The organism is Aeromonas sp. QDB25 (assembly GCF_027707725.1).
Lineage (GTDB): Bacteria > Pseudomonadota > Gammaproteobacteria > Enterobacterales > Aeromonadaceae > Aeromonas > Aeromonas caviae.
Genome location: NZ_JAPCIZ010000020.1, coordinates 17,023 through 35,344 on the forward strand (window position 1 = coordinate 17,023; position 18,322 = coordinate 35,344).

Here is an 18,322-nt window from a genome sequence, read left to right on the forward strand (position 1 = left end):
AGCGCACGTCCGGGGTGCAGCAAATCCCGCGAGAGTGTACTCTGCGCATCATTATTTACCCCAACGCAGATCAAGAGTGAGCCTTCGCCATGCAAGATCCCCTGCTGGACCCGCTGCGCCAGCGCATCCTGGCCCGCATGGGCATCCCCCTCTGGCAACAAAGAGGCCGACTCCTGGCGGGAAGCACCAGCCCCGACGGCGCCGCACAGCCGGCAAACACGCCCGCCGACGAGGTGCTGGCCCCGCAGGAGACTGCCCCTCTGCCGACCGGCAAGCTCTGGCTGCTGGCCGAGACGCTGCCCGCGCCCTCCCTGCTCGGGGACATCTGCCGCTGGCTCGGCCTTGGCACGGACGAGGTCTCCCTGTTGTCCGAGATGCCTTCCCTGCCAGCAGGGGCCACTTCGCCCCTGCTCTGGCTGACGGCGCCGGACCCTCGCTGGCCCGATGCCCTGGTCTGCCCGCTCAAGCCCGATGGGGCGCACAAGCGCGCCCTCTGGCAGCAGTGCCGGCAGCGCCACACCCCTTGATGCTCACGACCATGGCACGGCCATGGTGTCCATCGCAAGCCTGAATCCCGTCCGGAGTGACCATGTCTGACCTCTTGCCCCACTTTCGCCCCCTGCTCGAATCGGACTTCGAAGCCATCTACCCCATCGAGCAGGCCGCCCACCAGGAGCCCTGGAGCCAGGCCAACCTGCTCTCCTGCTTCGGGCCGCGCTATCTCAACGGCCTGATGCTGGTGGACGGACGACCGGCCGGTTTCTACATCTCGGATCTGGTGGCGGGAGACAGCTCCCTGATGAATCTCTGCGTGCATCCCGATTTTCAGGGCAAGGGGCTGGGGCGGGCGCTGCTCAGGGAGTACCTGGCCCGCAGCAAGGCCGGCAAGGCCGAGGCCTGGTTCCTGGAGGTCAGGGCCGGCAACCGCACCGCCATCAACCTCTACGAGAGCGAGGGGTTTGCCGAGTATTGCCGCCGCGCCGACTACTATGGCACCGGGCAGGAGAGGGAGGATGCCGTGCTGATGTCCCGTCTGTTCGACTTCGGCTGACAACCCGCAGCAGACCGCCGTCAGCGGACGCCCCCCTCTGACCTCCCAGACTCCCCCGCTTCGCTTCCCCCCTCAGGGCAGGGGCGCGTTGTCGATGGAGGGGTCTTCCAGGCTCAGGGTCACCCTCAGCACGGCCTCGAAGGCGGCTCCCGAGAGGGGCATGAAGAAGCCGCGACCATAGGTGACGCCGGGCATCCAGATCCGTTCGATATCCACCGCGATCTTGATGGGGCGAAGCGGCTCACCCGGTCGCTGGACATAGATGCCAGGGGCCGTCGCAACCTGGGGGAAGCGGCGCAGAATGTGCTCGCTGCCATCCCCCGCATCCGGGTTGAGTCGCACCTTCACCAGCCCCGCCAGGGCGGATTGCATCTCGGGGGCACGCCACAGCCTGGTATTCAGCGCCTTGCAGCGTCGGCACTTGGCGCGCTCGATCACGTAGAGCAAGGGGTATCCTTCCCTCAGCGCCAGCCGCTGCGCCTGCTCATAGCCCTCGGCGCCACTCAGCCAGGGATTATCCTGCTCCCCCGCGCCCCCCAGCAAATACCAGAGGGCGCCAGCCCCCGCCAACAGCAGCAACACGCCGGTGAACAGGCTCTTGATCCCGATATTCATGGTGCAACTCCCTGAATGAATCCGATCCCTGCCCCCTATCATGCCTCACTCTCATCTGGTTGACGACTTTGTGATCCAGGACAAATGGCGCACACTTGTAAGCTGTAATGTTAGAGTTTAAACTCCAGCCCCGATTTTGGTGCCCCTGCGGGCGCACAACTGTTACTTGAGGATGCGTGAGATGTCGCAGTTTCATCTGGTTAGAGTGATGCGTAAGCGTATTGCCCGCCTTGGCAACAAGGCCGCCCTGCGCGTCCAGCAGGATGGCCAGTGGCGCGCCATCGGCTGGCGAACCCTGGGTCAGGCCATGGATTATTGCGCCCAAGGCCTGATCCGGGCGGGCCACCAGTCCGGCGAGATGGTCGGCATCTATGCCCGCAACATGCCCGAGTGGACCCAGGCCGACCTCGGCATCCTGGCCGCCCGCGGCGTCAGCGTGCCCATCTACCCCACCAGCACCCTCGATCAGCTGCGCTACATCGTCAAGGATGCCGGCATCAGGATGCTGTTCGTGGGGGAGCAGCCCCAGTTCGATCAGGCGCTGCACCTCATCGACAGCGGCGAGATAAGCCACATCGTCGCCCTGGACGGCACCGTCGATCTGCGCGGCTGCGCCTCGGCCAGCCACTTCCAGACCTTCCTCGTCTCCGGCAACCACCAACCCAGCGAGCAGGTGCTGCGCGAGCGCGAGCGCCACTACCGCATGGACGACCTGCTGACCCTCATCTACACCTCGGGCACCACGGGCGAACCCAAGGGGGTCATGCTCGATTTCGCCAACATGGCCGCCTGCTTCGAGATGCATGACGCTCGCCTCGACCTCAGCGAGCAGGATGTCTCCCTCTGCATGCTGCCGCTGAGCCATGTGTTCGAGCGTGCCTGGAGCTACTACGTGCTCTATTGCGGCGCCGAGAACGTCTACATTCGCGACCCGCAGAAGGTGATGGATGTCATCGGCGAGGTGAAGCCCACCGTGATGTGCGCCGTGCCCCGCCTCTACGAGAAGGCCTACGCCATGATCCAGGCCAAGGTCGCCCAAGCGCCGCGCCTGCGCCGCGCCCTGTTCGGCTGGGCCACCCGGGTGGGCAAGCAGATGGTCGCCACCCGTCAGGCGGGCAAGTCCGCCTCTCCCCTGCTCTATGGCCAGCTCTGGCTTGCCGAGCGCCTGGTGTTTCGCAAGCTGCGCGCCCGTTTCGGCGGTCGCACCCGCTTTCTGCCGGTGGCGGGCGCCCGTCTCTCGGACGAGGTGAATCTCTTCTTCCAGGCCATGGGGCTCAACCTCAAGTACGGCTACGGCATGACCGAGACCACCGCCACCGTCTGCTGCTATGAAGACACCCAGTTCAGGCTGGGCTCCATCGGCACGGCGCTAAACGGCATCGAGGTGAAACTCGGCGAGAACAATGAACTGCTGGTGCGCGCCCCCACCGTGATGCGTGGCTACTACAACAAACCGGAGGCCACCGCCGAGGTGATGACCGAGGATGGCTTCCTGCGCACCGGCGATGCAGGCGAGCTGGATGACGAGGGCAACATCTACTTCACCGAGCGCTTGAAGGAGCTGATGAAGACCTCCAACGGCAAGTACGTGGCGCCGCAACTGGTGGAGGGGACCCTCGGCAAGGATCGCTTCATCGAGCAGATTGCCATCGTCGCCGATGCCCGCCACTTCGTGTCGGCGCTCATCGTGCCCTGCTTCGAGTCCCTGGAAGAGTACGCCCGCTCCATCAACCTGCAGTACCAGTGCAAGACCGAGCTGCTGCGCCACTCCCGGGTAATGGAGTTCTTCGAAGCCCGCATCGCCGATCTGCAAAAAGAGCTGGCCAAGTTCGAGCAGGTGAAGAAGTTCACCCTGCTGCCGAGCGCCTTCTCCATGGAGCTCGGGGAGATCACCCCCACCATGAAGCTGCGCCGCAAGATCATCGAGGCCAAGTACCAGCGCGAGATAGAAGCCATGTACAGCCACGTCTGATCGACGGGCCTGATATGAAAAAGCCGCTCATGGAGCGGCTTTTTGCTGGGCGTCTCTCCCTTATGGCAGCTTGACCAGGGGTTGCTCGCGCAGCTCGGTGGCCCGACCGCCCTGGATCTTCTCCACCTGGGCCAGGGCCTGCTTCACCTCGTCGGCATTTTGCAGCAGGCGATAGGTCAGATCGAAGGTCTTGGTCTCCCCCGGCTGGATCTTGGGGACCAGCCCGAGCGGGCGCTGGTACTTGGTGCTGTAGGCATAGCTGGTACCGGGTTCGATGCCGGTCACATAGCCCTGGGCCCGGGTGTCGGTGTTCTTCCACAGGGTCAGCACCGGCAGCTGTCGGGTGTTGTAGCCCACCGCCACTCCGGCGTTGCCGGCCCGGTTGTTCAGCACTGCCAGGGTATTGCCGTCGGCGTCGCTGTAGGGCACCAGGTTGAACACCATCTCGTCGAAGCCCTTGGTGGGCCCCAGATAGGTTTGCCAACCCTTGAGTCCGGCCTTGGCGTAGTCATTGAACGGGGAGATCTGCTTCACCGGCGTGCTCACCCTGGATCCCTCCTCCAGAATGGGGGCCCCGAAGTTGCCGTGATAGATGATCTGGTACTCGTTCTCGTAGTCCGCGTGGTTGGTCAGCTTGTCCTGCAGGGCAAATTCCGCCTGACCGGGCACCACGCTCAGCTGGGTCCAGGTGACCAGTTCGCTCATCTTGAAGGTGCGCTCGTCCACCCGGCCCAGCACGTGGATGGCATAGGGCGGCTCGTCGTCCACGGTCACGCTGACCACGGAGGCGGGGATGTTCTGCACCCGGCCATGCAGGCTCTTGAGGCGGCCGTCGTCATCCACTCCGGGATGACCCGTCCACTCGTAGCCGCAGCGCACCAGCATCTCGTTGAAGCCGTCGAGCCAGCCGAGGCCGCCACGACTCTCGAGATCGATGAAGGCGGGGTTGACCACCTCCTTGACCGGTGAATCCCAGCCGAGGCGCAGATCCGCCGCCTTGACCTCCTTGATCCCCATGCCGCGGGTCGGCACCAGGGTGATCTTCATGACGCCGTTGTCGACGATGAGCAGATCCACCCCTTCCTGGCGGCCGCCGTGCAGGCGTTTCTTCTCGATGGTGAAGGGAACCGGGATCTTGATGCCGAGCTTCTCGCTGGTGATCTTCCAGTCCCCCACATCCAGCCCTTGCTGGGAGTCGGTCAGCAGAAATTCGGCGGCGTGACCCGCGGTGGCGCCCAGGGCGAGCAGCACGGCAATGGAGAGTTTCTTCAACATGGATTTATCCTCGTGTCTCTTGTTTTTGTGAAAGCTGAATCGTTTCAGTGATCGAAAACTAGGCGTCTGACGCCCCGGACTCAAGAGACAAAAAGAGGAAATGTGAGCCGATTGACAATAAAAACGGCTTCAGCCTTGCTGAAATGAAGGCTGACTCACAGTTATGAAAGGAGGAAAAAACAGGCGGGGCGCCGAGAGGGGCGCCCCCGCACCACATCAGGCAAGGGCCAACGTCACCGCGGCTTCGGCGTGGATGGCGGTGGTGTCATAGAGAGGCACGGCGGCCTGGCACGCCCCCACCAGCAGGGCGATTTCGGTGCAACCCAGGATCACCGCCTGGGCACCGGCCTGTGCCAGATCGGCGATGATGGCCAGATACTCGGCCTGAGACGACTCGCGAATATCGCCAAGGCAGAGCTCGTCATAGATGATGCGGTGCACCCGCTCCCGTGCAGCGTCATCAGGCACCAGCACCTCCAGCCCGAAGCGCTCCTGGAGCCGCCCCTTGTAGAAATCCTGCTCCATGGTGAAGCGGGTGCCGAGCAAACCCACCCGGGTCACCCCGTCGGCCTGGAGGCGATGGGCCGTGGCATCGGCGATGTGGAGCAGGGGAATGTCGATGGCGGCCTCGATCTCCGGCGCCACCTTGTGCATGGTGTTGGTCCCGATCAGCAGAAAATCGGCGCCACCGGCCTGGATGGCCCTGGCCTCGGCCGCCAGCAGACGGGCGGTGGCGGGCCAGTCACCGGCGTGCTGCAACCGCTCTATCCCGGCAAAATCCACGCTGCTCAGCAGCACCCGCGCCGAGTGCAGACCGCCGAGCCGCTCGCGTACCCCCCGGTTGAGGGCCTGGTAATAGCTGACGGTGGACTCCCAGCTCATGCCACCCAGCAGACCGATACATTTCATGGGATCTCCTTATGTAACCCGATGGTGCAAACCAATGCTGCAATCCCTCAGGGGGCGCGTTTGATCGCACCGCCCCGGCAATAAAAAAGGCCCCGAAGGGCCAACAAGACAGCCGGTAAAGGCTCAGGCCGAGGCCTAAACCCAGATCATCAGCACGCAGGCCGCCGTGGCGAGCCCCATGCCCAGATTGAAACGACGCCAGCCGGTGGCGGTGCGGATGAGGCGGCGCACCTGGGCACCGAACAGCACCCAGAAGGCGCCGGTATAGAGGCCGGTCACGAAGAAAATGCCGAGCACCCAGCCTGCGGACGGCCAGTAAGCCTCCCCCGCCAGGGTGAAGCCGCTGATGGCGGAGAGCGCCATCATCCAGGCCTTGGGATTGAGCAGTTGCAGCATGGCCCCCTGATGGGCCGGGATGAGCGGCCGGTTCCCCTCCGCCGGGCCACTGGCGTTGGCCACCTTCCAGGCCAGCCAGAGCAGGTAGGCCGACCCCACCAGCTTGAGGCCGTCGTGCAGCAGGGGCAGACGCTCGAACACCACCCCAAGCCCCAGGGCCGTGGCCAGGATCATCAGGTTGATGCCCCCCACCACCCCCACCAGCAGAGGCACGGAGCGGCGAAACCCCTGGGCGGCCCCGGCACTGGTGAGCAGCATGTTGTTGGGGCCCGGCGTGCCACAGGTGATAAGGGCAAAGCCCGCCAGGGGGAGCAACCAGTTCAGATCCATCTCAACCTCGTTCAGATACGGCAAGCCTCCTAATATGCAGAGCCGACGCCCTGACGACAAGGTCAGCAATGCATTTTCTTTGCATGAATAATCAAGACGCTGTTAATACCAGAGCATCACCACGCACAGGGCGGTCAAGGCACCCAGGCTGCCGTTGAGACGACGCCACCCCTTGTCCGAGTTGATCCAGCGGCTGAGCTGATGGCCAAACATCACCCAGGCGAAGCAGACCGGGAACCCCGCCATGGGGAAGACACTCATGATGCCCCACATGCTCGGCCAGTAGTCGCTCCCCGGCAGGCTGAACAGACTGATGGCCGAGATCCCCATCATCCACGCCTTGGGATTGAGGAACTGGAAGCCCAGCCCTTCAAGCAGGGTCAAGGGGCGGGCACGGCTGGCGGGATCTCCGGGGGCGCCTGCCACCGCGATGCGCCACGCCAGCCACAGCAGGTAAAGGCTGCCCAGCACCTGCAGGCTCAGCTTGAGCAGGGGCCAGCGCTCGAACAGCGGATAGAAGCCGAGCGCCAGCACCAGTTGCAGCACAGGCTGGCCCACCGCCACCCCGATGAGATGGGGCAGGGTGCGCCGCACGCCGAAGTTGGCGCCGGACGCCGTCAACATCAGGTTGTTCGGCCCGGGCGTGCCGCAGGTGAGCAGGGCGAAGCCAAACAGGGTGGCATACCATTCGATGGTCATGGGGAGACTCCTTTCTCGCCACATTGTACCGATACAATGTGTGCTTGTTGGTTGTGTATAGGCTGATAATCACGCTATATTGCGGACAATCTTGGATCAATGGATTTATTGTCACCATGACAATCTGGACGCCCGACCTCACCCCTTTCGAGGGGCCCCTCTACCTCAAACTGGTCAAGGCCATCGAGCAGGCCATCGCCACCGGCATCCTCTCACCCGAGACCCGGCTGCCGACCCACAGGGCCCTGGCAGACAAGCTGGGGGTCACCGTGGGCACCGTCACCCGCGCCTACACCGAGGCGGAGCGACGGGGCCTGCTGGCGGCCCGGGTCGGGCACGGCACCTGGGTCAGGGGAGCGGCGGATCCCGCCAACGAATGGGTGATCCGCAATGAAGACAGCCAGCGCATCGAGCTGTGGCAGAACCTCCCGGTCCAGCTGGACAGGGGCGCCATCATCAGGCCCCTGCTCACCGAGCTGGCGCAGGGGGATCTCAACGGCCTGCTCGGTTATGACAAGGAGGCGGGACGCCCCGCACAACGCCAGCTGTTCGTCGACTGGCTCGCCGAGCAGGGCATCACGGCGAGCGAAGATCGCCTGCTGTTCAGCCATGGGGCCCAGCACGGCATCATGCTGGCCCTGCTGGCCACCGGCTGCGTGGGAGAGACCCTGTTTTGCGAGGGCCTGAGCTACCCCGGCATGCTGGGCAATGCACGCCAGCTCAAGAATCAGGTGGTGGGACTGGCGATGGATGAGGAGGGACTGCTGCCGGAGGCGCTGGATGCCGCGTGCCGTACCCGCCGGGCCAAGCTGCTCTACCTCACCCCCACCCTGCAAAACCCCACCACGGCCACCATGAGCCTGGCGCGGCGCGACGCCATCGTCGCCATCGCCCGTCGCCACGATCTGCTGATCGTCGAGGATGACGTCAACGGCCTGCTGCCCGAAAGTGCGCTCCCTCCCCTGGTCAACCTGGCACCGGAGCGGGTCATCTACCTTGGCAGTCTCGCCAAGATCGCCTGCGGCGGCCTGCGGGTCGGCTTCGTGTTGTCCCCTCCCGCCCTTCGCAACGGCTTCGCCCAGGCGATGCGGCTGTCGAGCTGGATGGTGAGTCCGCTGCTCATCGAACTGGCCTGCAAGCTGGTGAGCCAGCGCCAGATCATGCCGCTCATCGAACACCAGCGAAAAATCCTGGCGCGCCGGGGTGAGCTACTGCGCCACCTGCTGCCGGGAGCGCGCTGGCAGGCGGGGTCCATGCACGCCTGGCTGCCGCTGCCCGAGCCCTGGCGCAGCCAGGAGTTTGCGGAGGCCGCCAACGCCCTTGACGTGGGGGTCGCCAGCGGAGAACACTTCGCCGCCGGCCAGTTTGCCGCCCCGCAGGGAGTACGCCTCAGCCTGAGCCAGCCCGCCACCGACGCCCGCGTCGCCGAAGGGCTGGAGCGCCTCGCCGGGCTGCTGAGGGGCACGCCGCCCACCAATCCCCTGCTATAGTCATTGACCCTGGCACCCGAGGAGCCTTCATGTCTGCCGCCCGTCCCGCCCTGCTGATCACAACCCTGCTGCTGGGAGGCTGCGCCTCCCCGGCCCATCAACAGCTTGGCGCCGCCTTGAGCGGACTGGAGGGGGAGTTGACGCGGCTGGAGGAGGAGTTGGCAGCCATGAACGGCCTTCACTATCAAAAAGCCATCGACGCCCCGGTGGCGCTGCGCCGCTATCTCAAGGCCCCCGCACCGACGGCGGAGGGGCTGGTGCCCGTGCAGAGCCGGCTGCAAGATGGCCCTCTGCTGCGCTACGACTACCGGCTGCCCGCCGGGATGACGCAGCTGCCCACCGACAACCCCTGCCTGCGCTACGAGTTCGAGCTGCGCCGCCTCGGGCGCCTGGGCCAGCTCGAGCTCGCCTGGCAGGGAGAGGCGGGCGCCGGGGAGCTGCGAGTCCCCGAGCGGGACTGCCCCTTCTCGGCCAGGGGGCCCGGCCTTCAGTGACGCTTTCTTTGCCCCGCCGAAGGCCGGCACTGAGCCATCCCTGACCCAGGTGGGGTATTGACCCCCTCTGGCTCTCGCGGGAGAGTGGAGGCTACCTTTGAATCCAACCTCGCCACCCCCGACCGGCGAAGGAGCGTCAAAGATGCAGATCCTCCTCATTGAAGACGATGCCATGATGGGCTCGACCCTCACCCAGGGACTGAGTGATCTGGGGCTGCCCCCCACCGAGCTGTTCCACTGCAAAGAGATAGCAAGCCTGCCCGCCCTGCTGCGCCAGCACGCCTTCGATGCCATTCTTTGCCGCCAGTATCACCACCAGGCCCACGAGGGAGTCAGGCTGCTGCATGAAGCACACCACCTGGGCCTGCTCGCGCCCGGCTGCGTGCTCCTGCTGCTGGAGCAGGACGAGGACACCGGCCAGTTCCCCCCCTCCGACCTCTATTTCGCCCTGCGTCTGGCCGTGCCCTTCACCACGGAGCAGCTGGCGCACAGCCTGCAAGCGCTGCTGGCACTGACCACGGTGACCCGCCCCCTGGCCACCCCCATGGCGCTCAGGGAGTGGCGCAGCGCCTGCGCCCAGTGCGAGGATCTGCTTTACCGGCACGCCAGCCACAAGGGGCTGGAAGCACAGATGGACAGGGTAAAGGGCTACATGCTGCTGCAAGCCGGGGAACGGGTGCAGGCCGCCCAGCACTACGCCATCTGCACCACGGAGTACGATGCCTGGTGGCCACGCCAGGGGCTGAACCAGGCCCTGCTCGGGCTGAACCGGGTGGAGAGCGCCCACAAGGATCTGGCCCGCAACCGGGAGCGACTGCCCCCCGTCATCCATCAGGCGCTGGTTCTCGCCTGCCAACTGCACGAGGCGCAGTGGGATCCTGCCTGGGAAACTTTGTCAGGCTTGCTGCAACGCTGCCCCTGGCAGCCGCAGTGGCGCCAAGTGGCCATTTTGCTAGCCTTGCTGCGAAGGGATGAAGGTCAGGTGCTGGCGCAGGCCAGCGATTTCATCCTGCGCTACTTCCCCAAACAGACGTTTCGCCACTCCGTCGAACGCTGCCTGCTGGATGCGACCCTGGCGGTGCTCTGGCATCCACCGGGAGAGGCCAGAGTTCATGGGCTGCAGCAGGCCCTGGAGGAGCTCGGCCAGCAGGCCGTGACCCTGCGGGCCCACGAGGAGGGGCTGCTGCGCGCCCTGATGCTGGGTCTGGATTATCGATTCGATGACGCCTTGATGCTGCTGGCCAAGCACCCGCCGGAGGCGGCGCGGGACAATCACCTCAATCAGTTGCTCGGGGTGGCCGTCAGCCAGTTCTGCGGGCTTCCCCACCATGCCCAGCGTTATCTGGCCCAGCTCGGCCAGTATCAGGGGCCGGTGGCACAGACCCCGCTGCTGCAGGGGCTCATTTTGCAGGTGGTCGACGATCTGGCGCGGCAACTGGCGCAGCGGGAGCAGCAGCTGACCCAGCTGCGCGAGGAGCGGCAACGGGCCATGACCACGGGTCAGCTCCAGCTCGCCGTGCAGAGCGCTCTGACCCTGCAGGAGCGATTCCCGGCCCAGGCGGGGGATGCCTGGCAACTGCTGGTATTGCTGACCCAGTGCTGGCCCGCCGGCATGGCGGCCCCGGCGGTGGCCCGCCTGGTGGACAGGCTGGAGCAGCGTCTCAACCACAGTGCCGCCTTCCTGGAACACCATGGGAACGCCTATCGGGAGACCCTGCAACAGGTGAGATCCCACCTGGCCCCCAAACTGCCGCCCCTCGGTCCCCATCAGGGCCTATAGCCTGCCAGGGCGGCGCATGCCGCCCTGGCAGGTGCGTTACAACAAGCCCCGCACCAGGATCCCCGCGATCAGCAGGGGGGCGATCAGCCGCCAGCACCAGAGCAGCGCGCCACGCATCAGCGGCGAGAGATCCGCAGGCACAATACTGTCCCCCAGCTTCCAGCCAAGCAGCAGGGTCAGCACCAGACCGAACAGGGGCATCATCAGGTTGGAGGTGAGGTAATCCAGCAGATCGAACAGGGTCTTGCCAAACAGGGTGTAGTCCGCCCAGGGGCCGAACGACAGACTGACCGGAATGCCGCAGGCCATGATGAGCAGGGTCAGTACCCGGCAGGCATTGCGGCGCGACCAGCCCCACTCCTCGGTGGTGAAGCGCACCAGGTGCTCCAGCATGGAGATGGAGGAGGAGAGCGCCGCCACCAGCAGCAGCAGGAAGAAGATCACCGCCAGCCCCTGACCGAACGGCAGGTGGTTGAACACCGCCGGCATGGTCATGAAGGTGAGGCCGGGGCCGGCGGCAGGATCGATGCCGGTGGAGGCCAGCACCGGGAAGATCATCAGCCCCGCCAGCACCGAGATGCAGCTCGCCAGGGTGACTACCCAGACCCCGGAGCGCAGCGCCCCGTCACTGCTCGGCAGGTAGGCGCCATAGGTGGTGTGTACCCCGAGGCCAATGGAGAGGGAGAAGAACGCCAGCCCCAGGGCGTCGAGCACCCCCTGCCCCGTCAGGTGGGAGACGTCGGGCATCAGGAACTGGCGTACCCCGGCCATGGCCCCCGGCATGGAGAGCCCGGTCACCACCAGGAGCAGCATCATCACGAACAGGGCCGGCATCATCCAGCGCAGCGCCCGCTCCACCCCCTGTTGCAGCCCTCCCTGCACGAACCACCAGGTGAGCCCGGCGAAGACGAGATGGGTGAGGGCCGGCCAGAGGGGATCGCTCACATAACCGGTGAAGAGTGCGGTGAGGGTGCTCGCCTCACTCAGGTTGAGCTCGCCGCCCACGGCCAGGGCCGCATAGCCCACGGTCCAGCCCCCCACCACGCTGTAGAAGCTGTAGATGAAGAAGCCACACAGGATCCCCATGTAACCCATCCAGCGCCAGTTCGGCCCCACCAGCTTGTGGAAGGCGCCAAGCACGCCGCGCTGGCTGCGGCTGCCGAGCAGGGTCTCCCCCACCAGCACCGCGACCCCCAGGGTGAAGCTGAAGAGCAGGAACACCAGCAGGAAGGCACCGCCCCCGTTGGTGGCTGTCACATAGGGAAACTTCCAGATGGCGCCAAGGCCGATCGCCGAGCCGGCGGCCGCCAGCACATGACCAATACGGGAAGACCACTGAACCTGGCTCATACAACCTCCGGGCAAGACAACATCAGTTCGATACTCCATGGCTAGACGCGGTGTGCGCCGCAACAAAAAAGGCCGCCTGAGGGCGACCTTTGCAATGAACAGTCAGACAAACGACACCTGCAAGGTCACCTCTCCAGGAAGGGGCTAAATCGGCCACAGAGGGCGATAAGGGGTGACATGGGAGGGCGACGCCTGCACGGTAAAAAGGAGCCACAGCCTAAACCATGGCAAGAGAGGTTGACAGGAAATAGTCTAAAACAGAACCAAAAACAGATTTAACCAAAACAAAATATCGAAATGCCAGACCGTTATCCCGTTTATTTTTAATTAACGGATTTTTATAAAGAGTCAATCCTGCCACCCCACTCCCCAGCCAGCCCGGTTGGGGAGTGGCACAGATGACCAACCCTCCCTACACCAGGCCGCGCACCAGAATGCCGCCAATGAGCAGGGGAGCCAGCCAGCGCCAGCAGCCCATCAGCAGGGCCCGCCAGTGGGGAGCCAGCCCTTCGGGCAGCGCCTGACGACCGAGCCGCCAGCCCAGCAGCAGCGTCAGGGCCAGCCCGAACAGGGGCATCATCAGGTTGGAGGTGATGAAGTCCAGCAACTCGAAGATATTCTTGCCAAACAGGGTCAGGGTGGCCCAGGGACCGAACGACAGGCTCACCGGGATGCCACCCGCCATCACCAGGGCAATGACCAGGTTGCACGCCGCGCGGCGGGACCAGCCCAGGCTCTCGCACAGGAAGCACTGCAAATGCTCCAGCAGGGAGATGGAGGAGGAGAGCGCCGCCACCACCAGCAGAGAGAAGAACACCACCGCCAGCCCCTGGCCGAAGGGCAGTTGCTGGAACACCGCTGGCATGGTCATGAAGGTGAGGCCCGGGCCCGAGGCCGGGTCAATACCGGTCGCCGCCAGTACCGGGAAGATCATCAGGCCCGCCAGCACGGCGATGACGCTCGCCAGCAGCACCACCCAGAGGCTGGAGCGACCGACCCCTTCGCTGGAAGGCAGGTAGGCGCCATAGGTGGTGTGGATGCCAAGGCCGATGGAGAGGGAGAAAAAGGCCAGCCCCATGGCGTCCAGCACACCCGACATGCCGAGCTTGCTGAAATCGGGCATCAGGAAGTGGCGCACCCCGCCCATGGCGCCCGGCAGGGTGAGGCCGAAGGCCACCAGCAGCAGGATCATGATGAACAGGGCCGGCATCATCCAGCGCAGGGTGCGCTCCACCCCTTGTTGCACGCCGCCCCGCACGAACCACCAGGTCAAGCCGGCAAACAGCAGGTGGGTCAGCACCGGCCAGAGCGGATCACCGACGTAGTCGTTGAAACGGGCTGTCAGTGCCGCGCCGTCCCCCTGTTGCAGCTCCCCCGCCAGGGCCATGCCCGTGTACCCCAGGGTCCAGCCGCCCACCACGCTGTAGAAACAGAAGATGAGCAGGCTGCACAGCAAGCCCATGGCACCGACCCAGCGCCAGCGCCTGCCCATCAGTTCGCCAAAGGCGCCCACCACCCCGCGCCGGGTCAGGCTGCCGATCAGGGTCTCCCCCATCAGCACCGCCACCCCCAGGGTGAAGCTGAACAGCAGAAAGACCAGCAGGAAGGCGCCGCCACCGTTGGCGGCGGTGACATAGGGGAACTTCCAGATGGCGCCGAGACCGACCGCGGAACCTGCGGCGGCCAGGATGTAACCGAGCCGGGATGACCATTGGGACTGCTTCATAAGAACTCCACGCGAAAGGCCTGCCAACGAGGCCCGAAATGGCGCTCAGAGTACGCCCGCAGGCGCGCAATCACTCGGCGTATATCCGATATAAAACTCAGTTTTTAGCATCATTGACCAATAAAATTCGGATAACCCACCAATCGTGCCACAAAATAAAAACCGGAGCGGGTATGCTCCGGTTTGTTGTCTGCTCGGGTCTGGCGGGATTAGATCACCCCCAGCTCCCGCAACCGCTCCATCAGATAGCTGTGGGCGGTGTGACGCTCCGAGAGCACCACGTCCGGACGGGGGTGCAGGAAGAGCGGCAAGGAGATGCGGGACTTGGCGGCACTGCCCCCGGTCGGGTTGATGACCCTGTGGGTGGTGGAGGGGTAGTAGCCGCGGGAGGCCTCCTGCAGCATGTCGCCGATGTTGATGATGAGGGTGCCGAAATCGCAGGGCACATCCATCCACTCCCCGTCTGAACCTTTCACCTGCAGGCCCGGCTCGTTGGAAGCGGGCAGAATGGTCAGCAGGTTGATGTCTTCATGGGCGGCGGCGCGGATGGCACCCGGCTCCTCGGTGCCGTCGAAGGGCGGGTAGTGCAGCACCCGCAGCAGGGTCTTGTGGCTCTCTTCGATCATGGAGGAGAGCGGGCAGCTGTAGTGGGCGGCGATGTCGCCCGGGGTGTGCTGCTCCACCCAGCCCAGCAGCTCGGCGGCCAGATCGTTGGCGAGGCGGTAGTACTCCATCGCCTGCTCTTTCAGCTCTGCCGGCATCTGCCCCCAGGGATAGATGTGGAAGTACTCCTTGATGTCCTTCTGGCTGTGGCCCTTGGCCACCTCGGACACAGAGGGCGGGAAGTAGCCGTCCTGGGTCTCGCGATTGAACAGGAAATCCTGCTTCTGTTCGCTCATGAAGAAGCGATACCAGTTGTCATAGATGGACTGCACCAGCTCCTTCGGGATGGGGTGGTGAGTCAGCACCCCGAAGCCGGTGGTGCGCAGGGATTCGGTGAAGCGCTCGGCCGCATCGGGGGAGCGATAATCGACGGTCAGGACTTTCATTGTTTTTATGTTACATGCCAGTTAAAAGTAGGCGCAGTTTACCCTGCCTCCCCCGGCAAGAAAAGGCTGCCGGAAGCCCGTCTACAATGGCTTGAAAATACTGATAAAAACATCATGATACGGCCCCCTCGCCCGGTGCTTGTCCCGGACGGGCCTCCTCTTCTAGAATGCCCCACCCCCTTTGCTGTCGGAGCCCCCTCATGTCCCCCAAGATCCTGTTGTTGACCCTTCCCTTCCTGCTCGCCGGGTGCAGTTCCCTCTCGGAGGAGGAGTGCCGTGCCATGAGCTGGTACAACCAGGGCTATCAGGACGGGGAGCAGGGCAAGACCCGGAGCGCCACCCGCGACTATCAGAAGACCTGCGGGGAGTACGGCCTCAAAGTGGATGAGGCGGAGTGGCAGCGCGGCTACGCCAAGGGGCTGGAGCTCTATTGCATCCCCGAGCTTGCCTACAGCAAGGGACGGGAGGGGAGCGAATACCTGGGGGTCTGCCCCAACGACACCAGCTTCCTCACCCAGTTCGAGCGCGGCCGCAAGGAGTACCTGCTGGAGCAGCGCCTCGGCGAATTGCAGCAGGAGCTGGAGCGCACCGAGCGGAGCATCCACCAGTTGGATCAGCAGATCCGGGGCGAGAGCGACAGCCGCCAGCGCGACTACTATCGTGCCCAGCGCGAGCGCGCCATCCGTCACTACGAAGGGGTGTACCGGGACTACAACCGGCTGCGCTTCCCGGATCGGGTGATCCAGTTCTCCTTCGGGAGCTGACAAAAAGGGGCCGACATGGCCCCTTTCTGTTTATGCCGCAGACTGTTTTTCCCCTCAGGCGGGCAGGACCCAGCGCTGCAACGCCAGGGCGATGCCATCCTCGTTGTGATCCGCGGTGACCCGGTCTGCATGGGCCTGGATCTGGGGCGCCGCATTGCCCATGGCCACCGCCAGCCCCACCTGCTCGAACATGCTGATGTCGTTGTTGTTGTCGCCAAAGGCCACCAGGTTCTCCATGGCGATCCCCTCGCTCGCCGCCCACTGGGCCAGCCGGTTGCCCTTGCTGCAACCTGGCTGCACCAGCTCCACCGCATAGGGGGCCGCCCAGTCACGGGTGAAGGGCAGTCTCTCCACCACCTCCCCGACGAAACGGTGCAACCGGCCGGGATCCTGGTTGAACAACTCCAGCTTCCAGATGGGGGACTGCAACCAGGACTCGATATCCTCGGCGGGCAGCAGGGAGACCTTGAGGTGATCCGGCTGGGTTGCCGACCAGCGCCGCATCCGACCCACGTGCTCCTCGCAGCCCAGGTAGCCGATGCCGTCCCCCAGGTGGAACAGCGCCCCCATCTGCTGGGCTTGCACCTCCTCCAGCAGGGTGGTGAGAGGCGCCACGGCCAGGGGATCCCCGGCGAGGATCCTCTCCTGCACCGGATCATAGAGGTAGGCACCGTTGCTGCAGATGATGGGGGTGTCGAGGGCCAGCTCGTGGTGGAAGGGACGGGCCGTCATGAAGTGGCGACCCGTCACCAGCAGCACCTTGATGTCGTGGGCCCGGGCCTGGGCCAGGGCCGCCCGGGTAGCGGACGAGATCTTGTGATCCCGGTTCAGCAGGGTACCGTCCATGTCCAATGCAATGGCCTGATAACGACTCATATCACCTCCAGGAATATCGAGACGGGTGCGGCGCCATCCCCTCCCGTTTCCAGTGCCATGACGACACATCTCACCGCCGGGAATGCGGACTGGGCATCGCAGGGTCCATGATGGGAGACGCGCTCACCGGGGGATCGGGAAAAGCGGAGCAAAGAGCCATACCGTCCCAGACTCGGCGCCGCGATGCAAGTCCGGCCCGTCATCCCGTCGCCGAACTGTGATCCCCGCGCCCTTCGTCAGCCCGCCTCGGCGCACCCGGCCACGGCGTTTCGCCTGTCCGCCCGTCTGCGCAATCCGTAGAAGCCGAGGGCACAGATCACGCCGCAGAGGCCGGCAAGGTAGAAGGGCCACTCGGTCCCCGCCAGCAGCACCAGGCTGCCCAGTACCACCGCCAGGATCTCGCTGCCCACCGCCAGACCGCGGTAGAGCCCCATCGCCTGCCCCTGCTGGCTGGCATGGCTGCGGTTGGAGACCGCCACCGAGGTGGCCAGCTCCCCCAGACTCATGCCGATGCCGGCCGGGATGAAGGTGAGCGCGAGCCCCCACCACTGGGTCGGCAGGATGAACATCAGCATGCCCGCCGCCATCACCAGGTGGCCGACGATGCCAAGGGAGCTGCCGCGCCAGTGCCGTGCCAGCTGCTCACCGATCCAGGATCCCAGCATCATGGGCACGCTCACCAACACGGCGGCCTGGGCCAGTTGCACCGGATCCCATGCCAGCCGCTCCACCAGCCAGACATTGAAGTAGGTGAAGTAGAGCTGCACCGCCCCGTAGCTTGCCAGGGTCAGGGCAAAGTAGGGCAGGAGACGAGGTTGCAACAGCAATTGGCGGGTCGAGAGGGGGGCCTCATCCCGGGTCGCCGGCACCGGGGGACGATTGGGCAGCAGCCAGAGCACCAGCAGCAGGTTGATCACCGTCATCCCCACCGCCAGCCAGGCCGCCAGGCTGTAATCCCCCGAGACCACGGCCGCATAGCCTCCGATCATGGGGCCCACCACCCAGCCCAGGTTCATGCCGATGTTGATGCGGGCGAAGTTGCGGGCCTTGGTCCTGGCCGTGCTCATGTCCGCCGCCATCGCCTGCACGATGGCGATGTCGCCGTTGAAGAAGCCCTCCACCACCCGGCTCAGCAGCAAGAGCGGCAGGGAACGCCAGGCGATGCCGAGGGCCATCAGCACATACCCCGCCAGCACCCCCACCAGACAGAGGGTCAGCACCGGCTTGCGCCCATGGCGATCGGAGAGACGGCCAAGCAAGGGGGCCCCCAGCAGTTGAAACAACGGATAGAGCCCCATGATGACGCCAAGCCACACCTTGCGGCTCCAGTCCGACGCCTGTGGCGTCAACATGCCCTGGGCCGGATCCAGCAGCAGCGGCGCCAGGACGGGGGAAGGCAGGCTGAACCCCGCCACCGCCAGCGTCACCGTCATCACCAATACCCAGAGGGTCGCCTGTCCCTTGATCCCTTCCATCTTTGCCTCATTAAATAAAGTTATCGGTTTATTTATATTGTGAGGGGTCGTCCATTAAGTAAAGCAGATTG

At 64.9% G+C, this 18,322-nt stretch carries 17 protein-coding genes; 7 read left to right on the forward strand and 10 right to left on the reverse strand.

The genetic code is table 11. The annotated features are described in order from the left end of the window. Positions 1-89 precede the first annotated feature (89 nt). Both PG883_RS09315 and rimI read left to right on the forward strand, forming a co-directional pair. Positions 90-527, forward strand: a complete 438-nt coding sequence (locus PG883_RS09315; RefSeq protein ID WP_270807141.1) for a hypothetical protein — start codon at positions 90-92, stop codon at positions 525-527. A gap of 74 nt (positions 528-601) precedes the next feature. Further along, positions 602-1,051 carry a ribosomal protein S18-alanine N-acetyltransferase gene (gene rimI / locus PG883_RS09320; protein WP_103255305.1) on the forward strand — a complete coding sequence of 150 codons (450 nt, stop codon included), beginning with the start codon at positions 602-604 and terminating at the stop codon, positions 1,049-1,051. 72 nt (positions 1,052-1,123) lie between these two features. Here rimI and PG883_RS09325 read toward each other — a convergent pair whose 3' ends face one another. Continuing rightward, positions 1,124-1,666, reverse strand: coding sequence for a hypothetical protein (locus tag PG883_RS09325; RefSeq protein WP_270807142.1), 543 nt, complete (start codon positions 1,664-1,666; stop codon positions 1,124-1,126). 181 nt (positions 1,667-1,847) lie between these two features. Between PG883_RS09325 and PG883_RS09330 the strand changes: the two genes are divergently transcribed. Then, the gene (locus PG883_RS09330; RefSeq protein WP_270807143.1) at positions 1,848-3,638 is read left to right on the forward strand and encodes an AMP-dependent synthetase/ligase; all 1,791 of its coding nucleotides are present in this window, start codon (positions 1,848-1,850) and stop codon (positions 3,636-3,638) included. Between the two features lie 60 nt (positions 3,639-3,698). Here PG883_RS09330 and PG883_RS09335 read toward each other — a convergent pair whose 3' ends face one another. The 4 genes from PG883_RS09335 to PG883_RS09350 all read right to left on the reverse strand — a co-directional run bounded on the left by PG883_RS09335 (position 3,699) and on the right by PG883_RS09350 (position 7,247). Continuing rightward, complete coding sequence (locus tag PG883_RS09335) at positions 3,699-4,913, reverse strand: aldose 1-epimerase family protein (RefSeq protein WP_182955109.1); 1,215 nt, start codon at positions 4,911-4,913, stop codon at positions 3,699-3,701. Positions 4,914-5,129: 216 nt separating this feature from the next. After that, positions 5,130-5,822, reverse strand: coding sequence for an aspartate/glutamate racemase family protein (locus PG883_RS09340; RefSeq protein ID WP_041214542.1), 693 nt, complete (start codon positions 5,820-5,822; stop codon positions 5,130-5,132). 135 nt (positions 5,823-5,957) lie between these two features. Beyond that, positions 5,958-6,548, reverse strand: coding sequence for a LysE family translocator (locus PG883_RS09345; protein WP_010672906.1), 591 nt, complete (start codon positions 6,546-6,548; stop codon positions 5,958-5,960). A 102-nt stretch (positions 6,549-6,650) separates the two neighbouring features. Further along, entirely contained in the window at positions 6,651-7,247 is a 597-nt protein-coding gene (locus PG883_RS09350; RefSeq protein WP_039039402.1) for a LysE family translocator, read from the reverse strand. 116 nt (positions 7,248-7,363) lie between these two features. Between PG883_RS09350 and PG883_RS09355 the strand changes: the two genes are divergently transcribed. The 3 genes from PG883_RS09355 (at position 7,364) to PG883_RS09365 (ending at position 11,011) form a co-directional block, all read left to right on the forward strand. Then, entirely contained in the window at positions 7,364-8,737 is a 1,374-nt protein-coding gene (locus tag PG883_RS09355) for an aminotransferase-like domain-containing protein (protein ID WP_200164802.1), read from the forward strand. A gap of 29 nt (positions 8,738-8,766) precedes the next feature. Further along, positions 8,767-9,231, forward strand: coding sequence for a hypothetical protein (locus PG883_RS09360; protein WP_200164803.1), 465 nt, complete (start codon positions 8,767-8,769; stop codon positions 9,229-9,231). 142 nt (positions 9,232-9,373) lie between these two features. Further along, on the forward strand, positions 9,374-11,011 hold the full coding sequence (locus PG883_RS09365; protein WP_200164804.1) for a hypothetical protein: 1,638 nt from the start codon (positions 9,374-9,376) through the stop codon (positions 11,009-11,011). Positions 11,012-11,047: 36 nt separating this feature from the next. Here PG883_RS09365 and PG883_RS09370 read toward each other — a convergent pair whose 3' ends face one another. From PG883_RS09370 to PG883_RS09380, 3 genes are all read right to left on the reverse strand, one after another. Next, positions 11,048-12,361 carry a sodium-dependent transporter gene (locus PG883_RS09370; RefSeq protein ID WP_200164805.1) on the reverse strand — a complete coding sequence of 438 codons (1,314 nt, stop codon included), beginning with the start codon at positions 12,359-12,361 and terminating at the stop codon, positions 11,048-11,050. Between the two features lie 412 nt (positions 12,362-12,773). Next, positions 12,774-14,087: a sodium-dependent transporter gene (locus PG883_RS09375; RefSeq protein ID WP_010672900.1), complete on the reverse strand. Its 1,314-nt coding sequence runs from the start codon at positions 14,085-14,087 to the stop codon at positions 12,774-12,776. A 209-nt stretch (positions 14,088-14,296) separates the two neighbouring features. Then, entirely contained in the window at positions 14,297-15,136 is an 840-nt protein-coding gene (locus PG883_RS09380; protein ID WP_010672899.1) for an isopenicillin N synthase family dioxygenase, read from the reverse strand. A 200-nt stretch (positions 15,137-15,336) separates the two neighbouring features. On the opposite strand from PG883_RS09380, the gene PG883_RS09385 reads away from it, so the two are divergent. After that, entirely contained in the window at positions 15,337-15,900 is a 564-nt protein-coding gene (locus PG883_RS09385) for a DUF2799 domain-containing protein (protein ID WP_010672898.1), read from the forward strand. A 54-nt stretch (positions 15,901-15,954) separates the two neighbouring features. Here the strand turns inward: PG883_RS09385 and PG883_RS09390 are convergent, their stop codons facing one another. Beyond that, positions 15,955-16,776, reverse strand: a complete 822-nt coding sequence (locus PG883_RS09390) for a Cof-type HAD-IIB family hydrolase (RefSeq protein WP_109112599.1) — start codon at positions 16,774-16,776, stop codon at positions 15,955-15,957. Positions 16,777-17,012: 236 nt separating this feature from the next. After that, positions 17,013-18,251: an MFS transporter gene (locus tag PG883_RS09395; protein WP_042864400.1), complete on the reverse strand. Its 1,239-nt coding sequence runs from the start codon at positions 18,249-18,251 to the stop codon at positions 17,013-17,015. Positions 18,252-18,322 lie beyond the last annotated feature (71 nt).

Excerpts from the sequence above, each read along its gene's own strand:
- PG883_RS09315 (WP_270807141.1), top strand. The coding sequence starts at position 90 with ATGCAAGATCCCCTGCTGGACCCGCTGCGCCAGCGCATCCTGGCCCGC.
- PG883_RS09325 (WP_270807142.1), bottom strand. The coding sequence starts at position 1,666 with ATGAATATCGGGATCAAGAGCCTGTTCACCGGCGTGTTGCTGCTGTTG.
- PG883_RS09330 (WP_270807143.1), top strand. The coding sequence starts at position 1,848 with ATGTCGCAGTTTCATCTGGTTAGAGTGATGCGTAAGCGTATTGCCCGC.
- PG883_RS09335 (WP_182955109.1), bottom strand. The coding sequence starts at position 4,913 with ATGTTGAAGAAACTCTCCATTGCCGTGCTGCTCGCCCTGGGCGCCACC.
- PG883_RS09340 (WP_041214542.1), bottom strand. The coding sequence starts at position 5,822 with ATGAAATGTATCGGTCTGCTGGGTGGCATGAGCTGGGAGTCCACCGTC.
- PG883_RS09345 (WP_010672906.1), bottom strand. The coding sequence starts at position 6,548 with ATGGATCTGAACTGGTTGCTCCCCCTGGCGGGCTTTGCCCTTATCACC.
- PG883_RS09350 (WP_039039402.1), bottom strand. The coding sequence starts at position 7,247 with ATGACCATCGAATGGTATGCCACCCTGTTTGGCTTCGCCCTGCTCACC.
- PG883_RS09355 (WP_200164802.1), top strand. The coding sequence starts at position 7,364 with ATGACAATCTGGACGCCCGACCTCACCCCTTTCGAGGGGCCCCTCTAC.
- PG883_RS09360 (WP_200164803.1), top strand. The coding sequence starts at position 8,767 with ATGTCTGCCGCCCGTCCCGCCCTGCTGATCACAACCCTGCTGCTGGGA.
- PG883_RS09365 (WP_200164804.1), top strand. The coding sequence starts at position 9,374 with ATGCAGATCCTCCTCATTGAAGACGATGCCATGATGGGCTCGACCCTC.
- PG883_RS09370 (WP_200164805.1), bottom strand. The coding sequence starts at position 12,361 with ATGAGCCAGGTTCAGTGGTCTTCCCGTATTGGTCATGTGCTGGCGGCC.
- PG883_RS09375 (WP_010672900.1), bottom strand. The coding sequence starts at position 14,087 with ATGAAGCAGTCCCAATGGTCATCCCGGCTCGGTTACATCCTGGCCGCC.
- PG883_RS09380 (WP_010672899.1), bottom strand. The coding sequence starts at position 15,136 with ATGAAAGTCCTGACCGTCGATTATCGCTCCCCCGATGCGGCCGAGCGC.
- PG883_RS09385 (WP_010672898.1), top strand. The coding sequence starts at position 15,337 with ATGTCCCCCAAGATCCTGTTGTTGACCCTTCCCTTCCTGCTCGCCGGG.
- PG883_RS09390 (WP_109112599.1), bottom strand. The coding sequence starts at position 16,776 with ATGAGTCGTTATCAGGCCATTGCATTGGACATGGACGGTACCCTGCTG.
- PG883_RS09395 (WP_042864400.1), bottom strand. The coding sequence starts at position 18,251 with ATGGAAGGGATCAAGGGACAGGCGACCCTCTGGGTATTGGTGATGACG.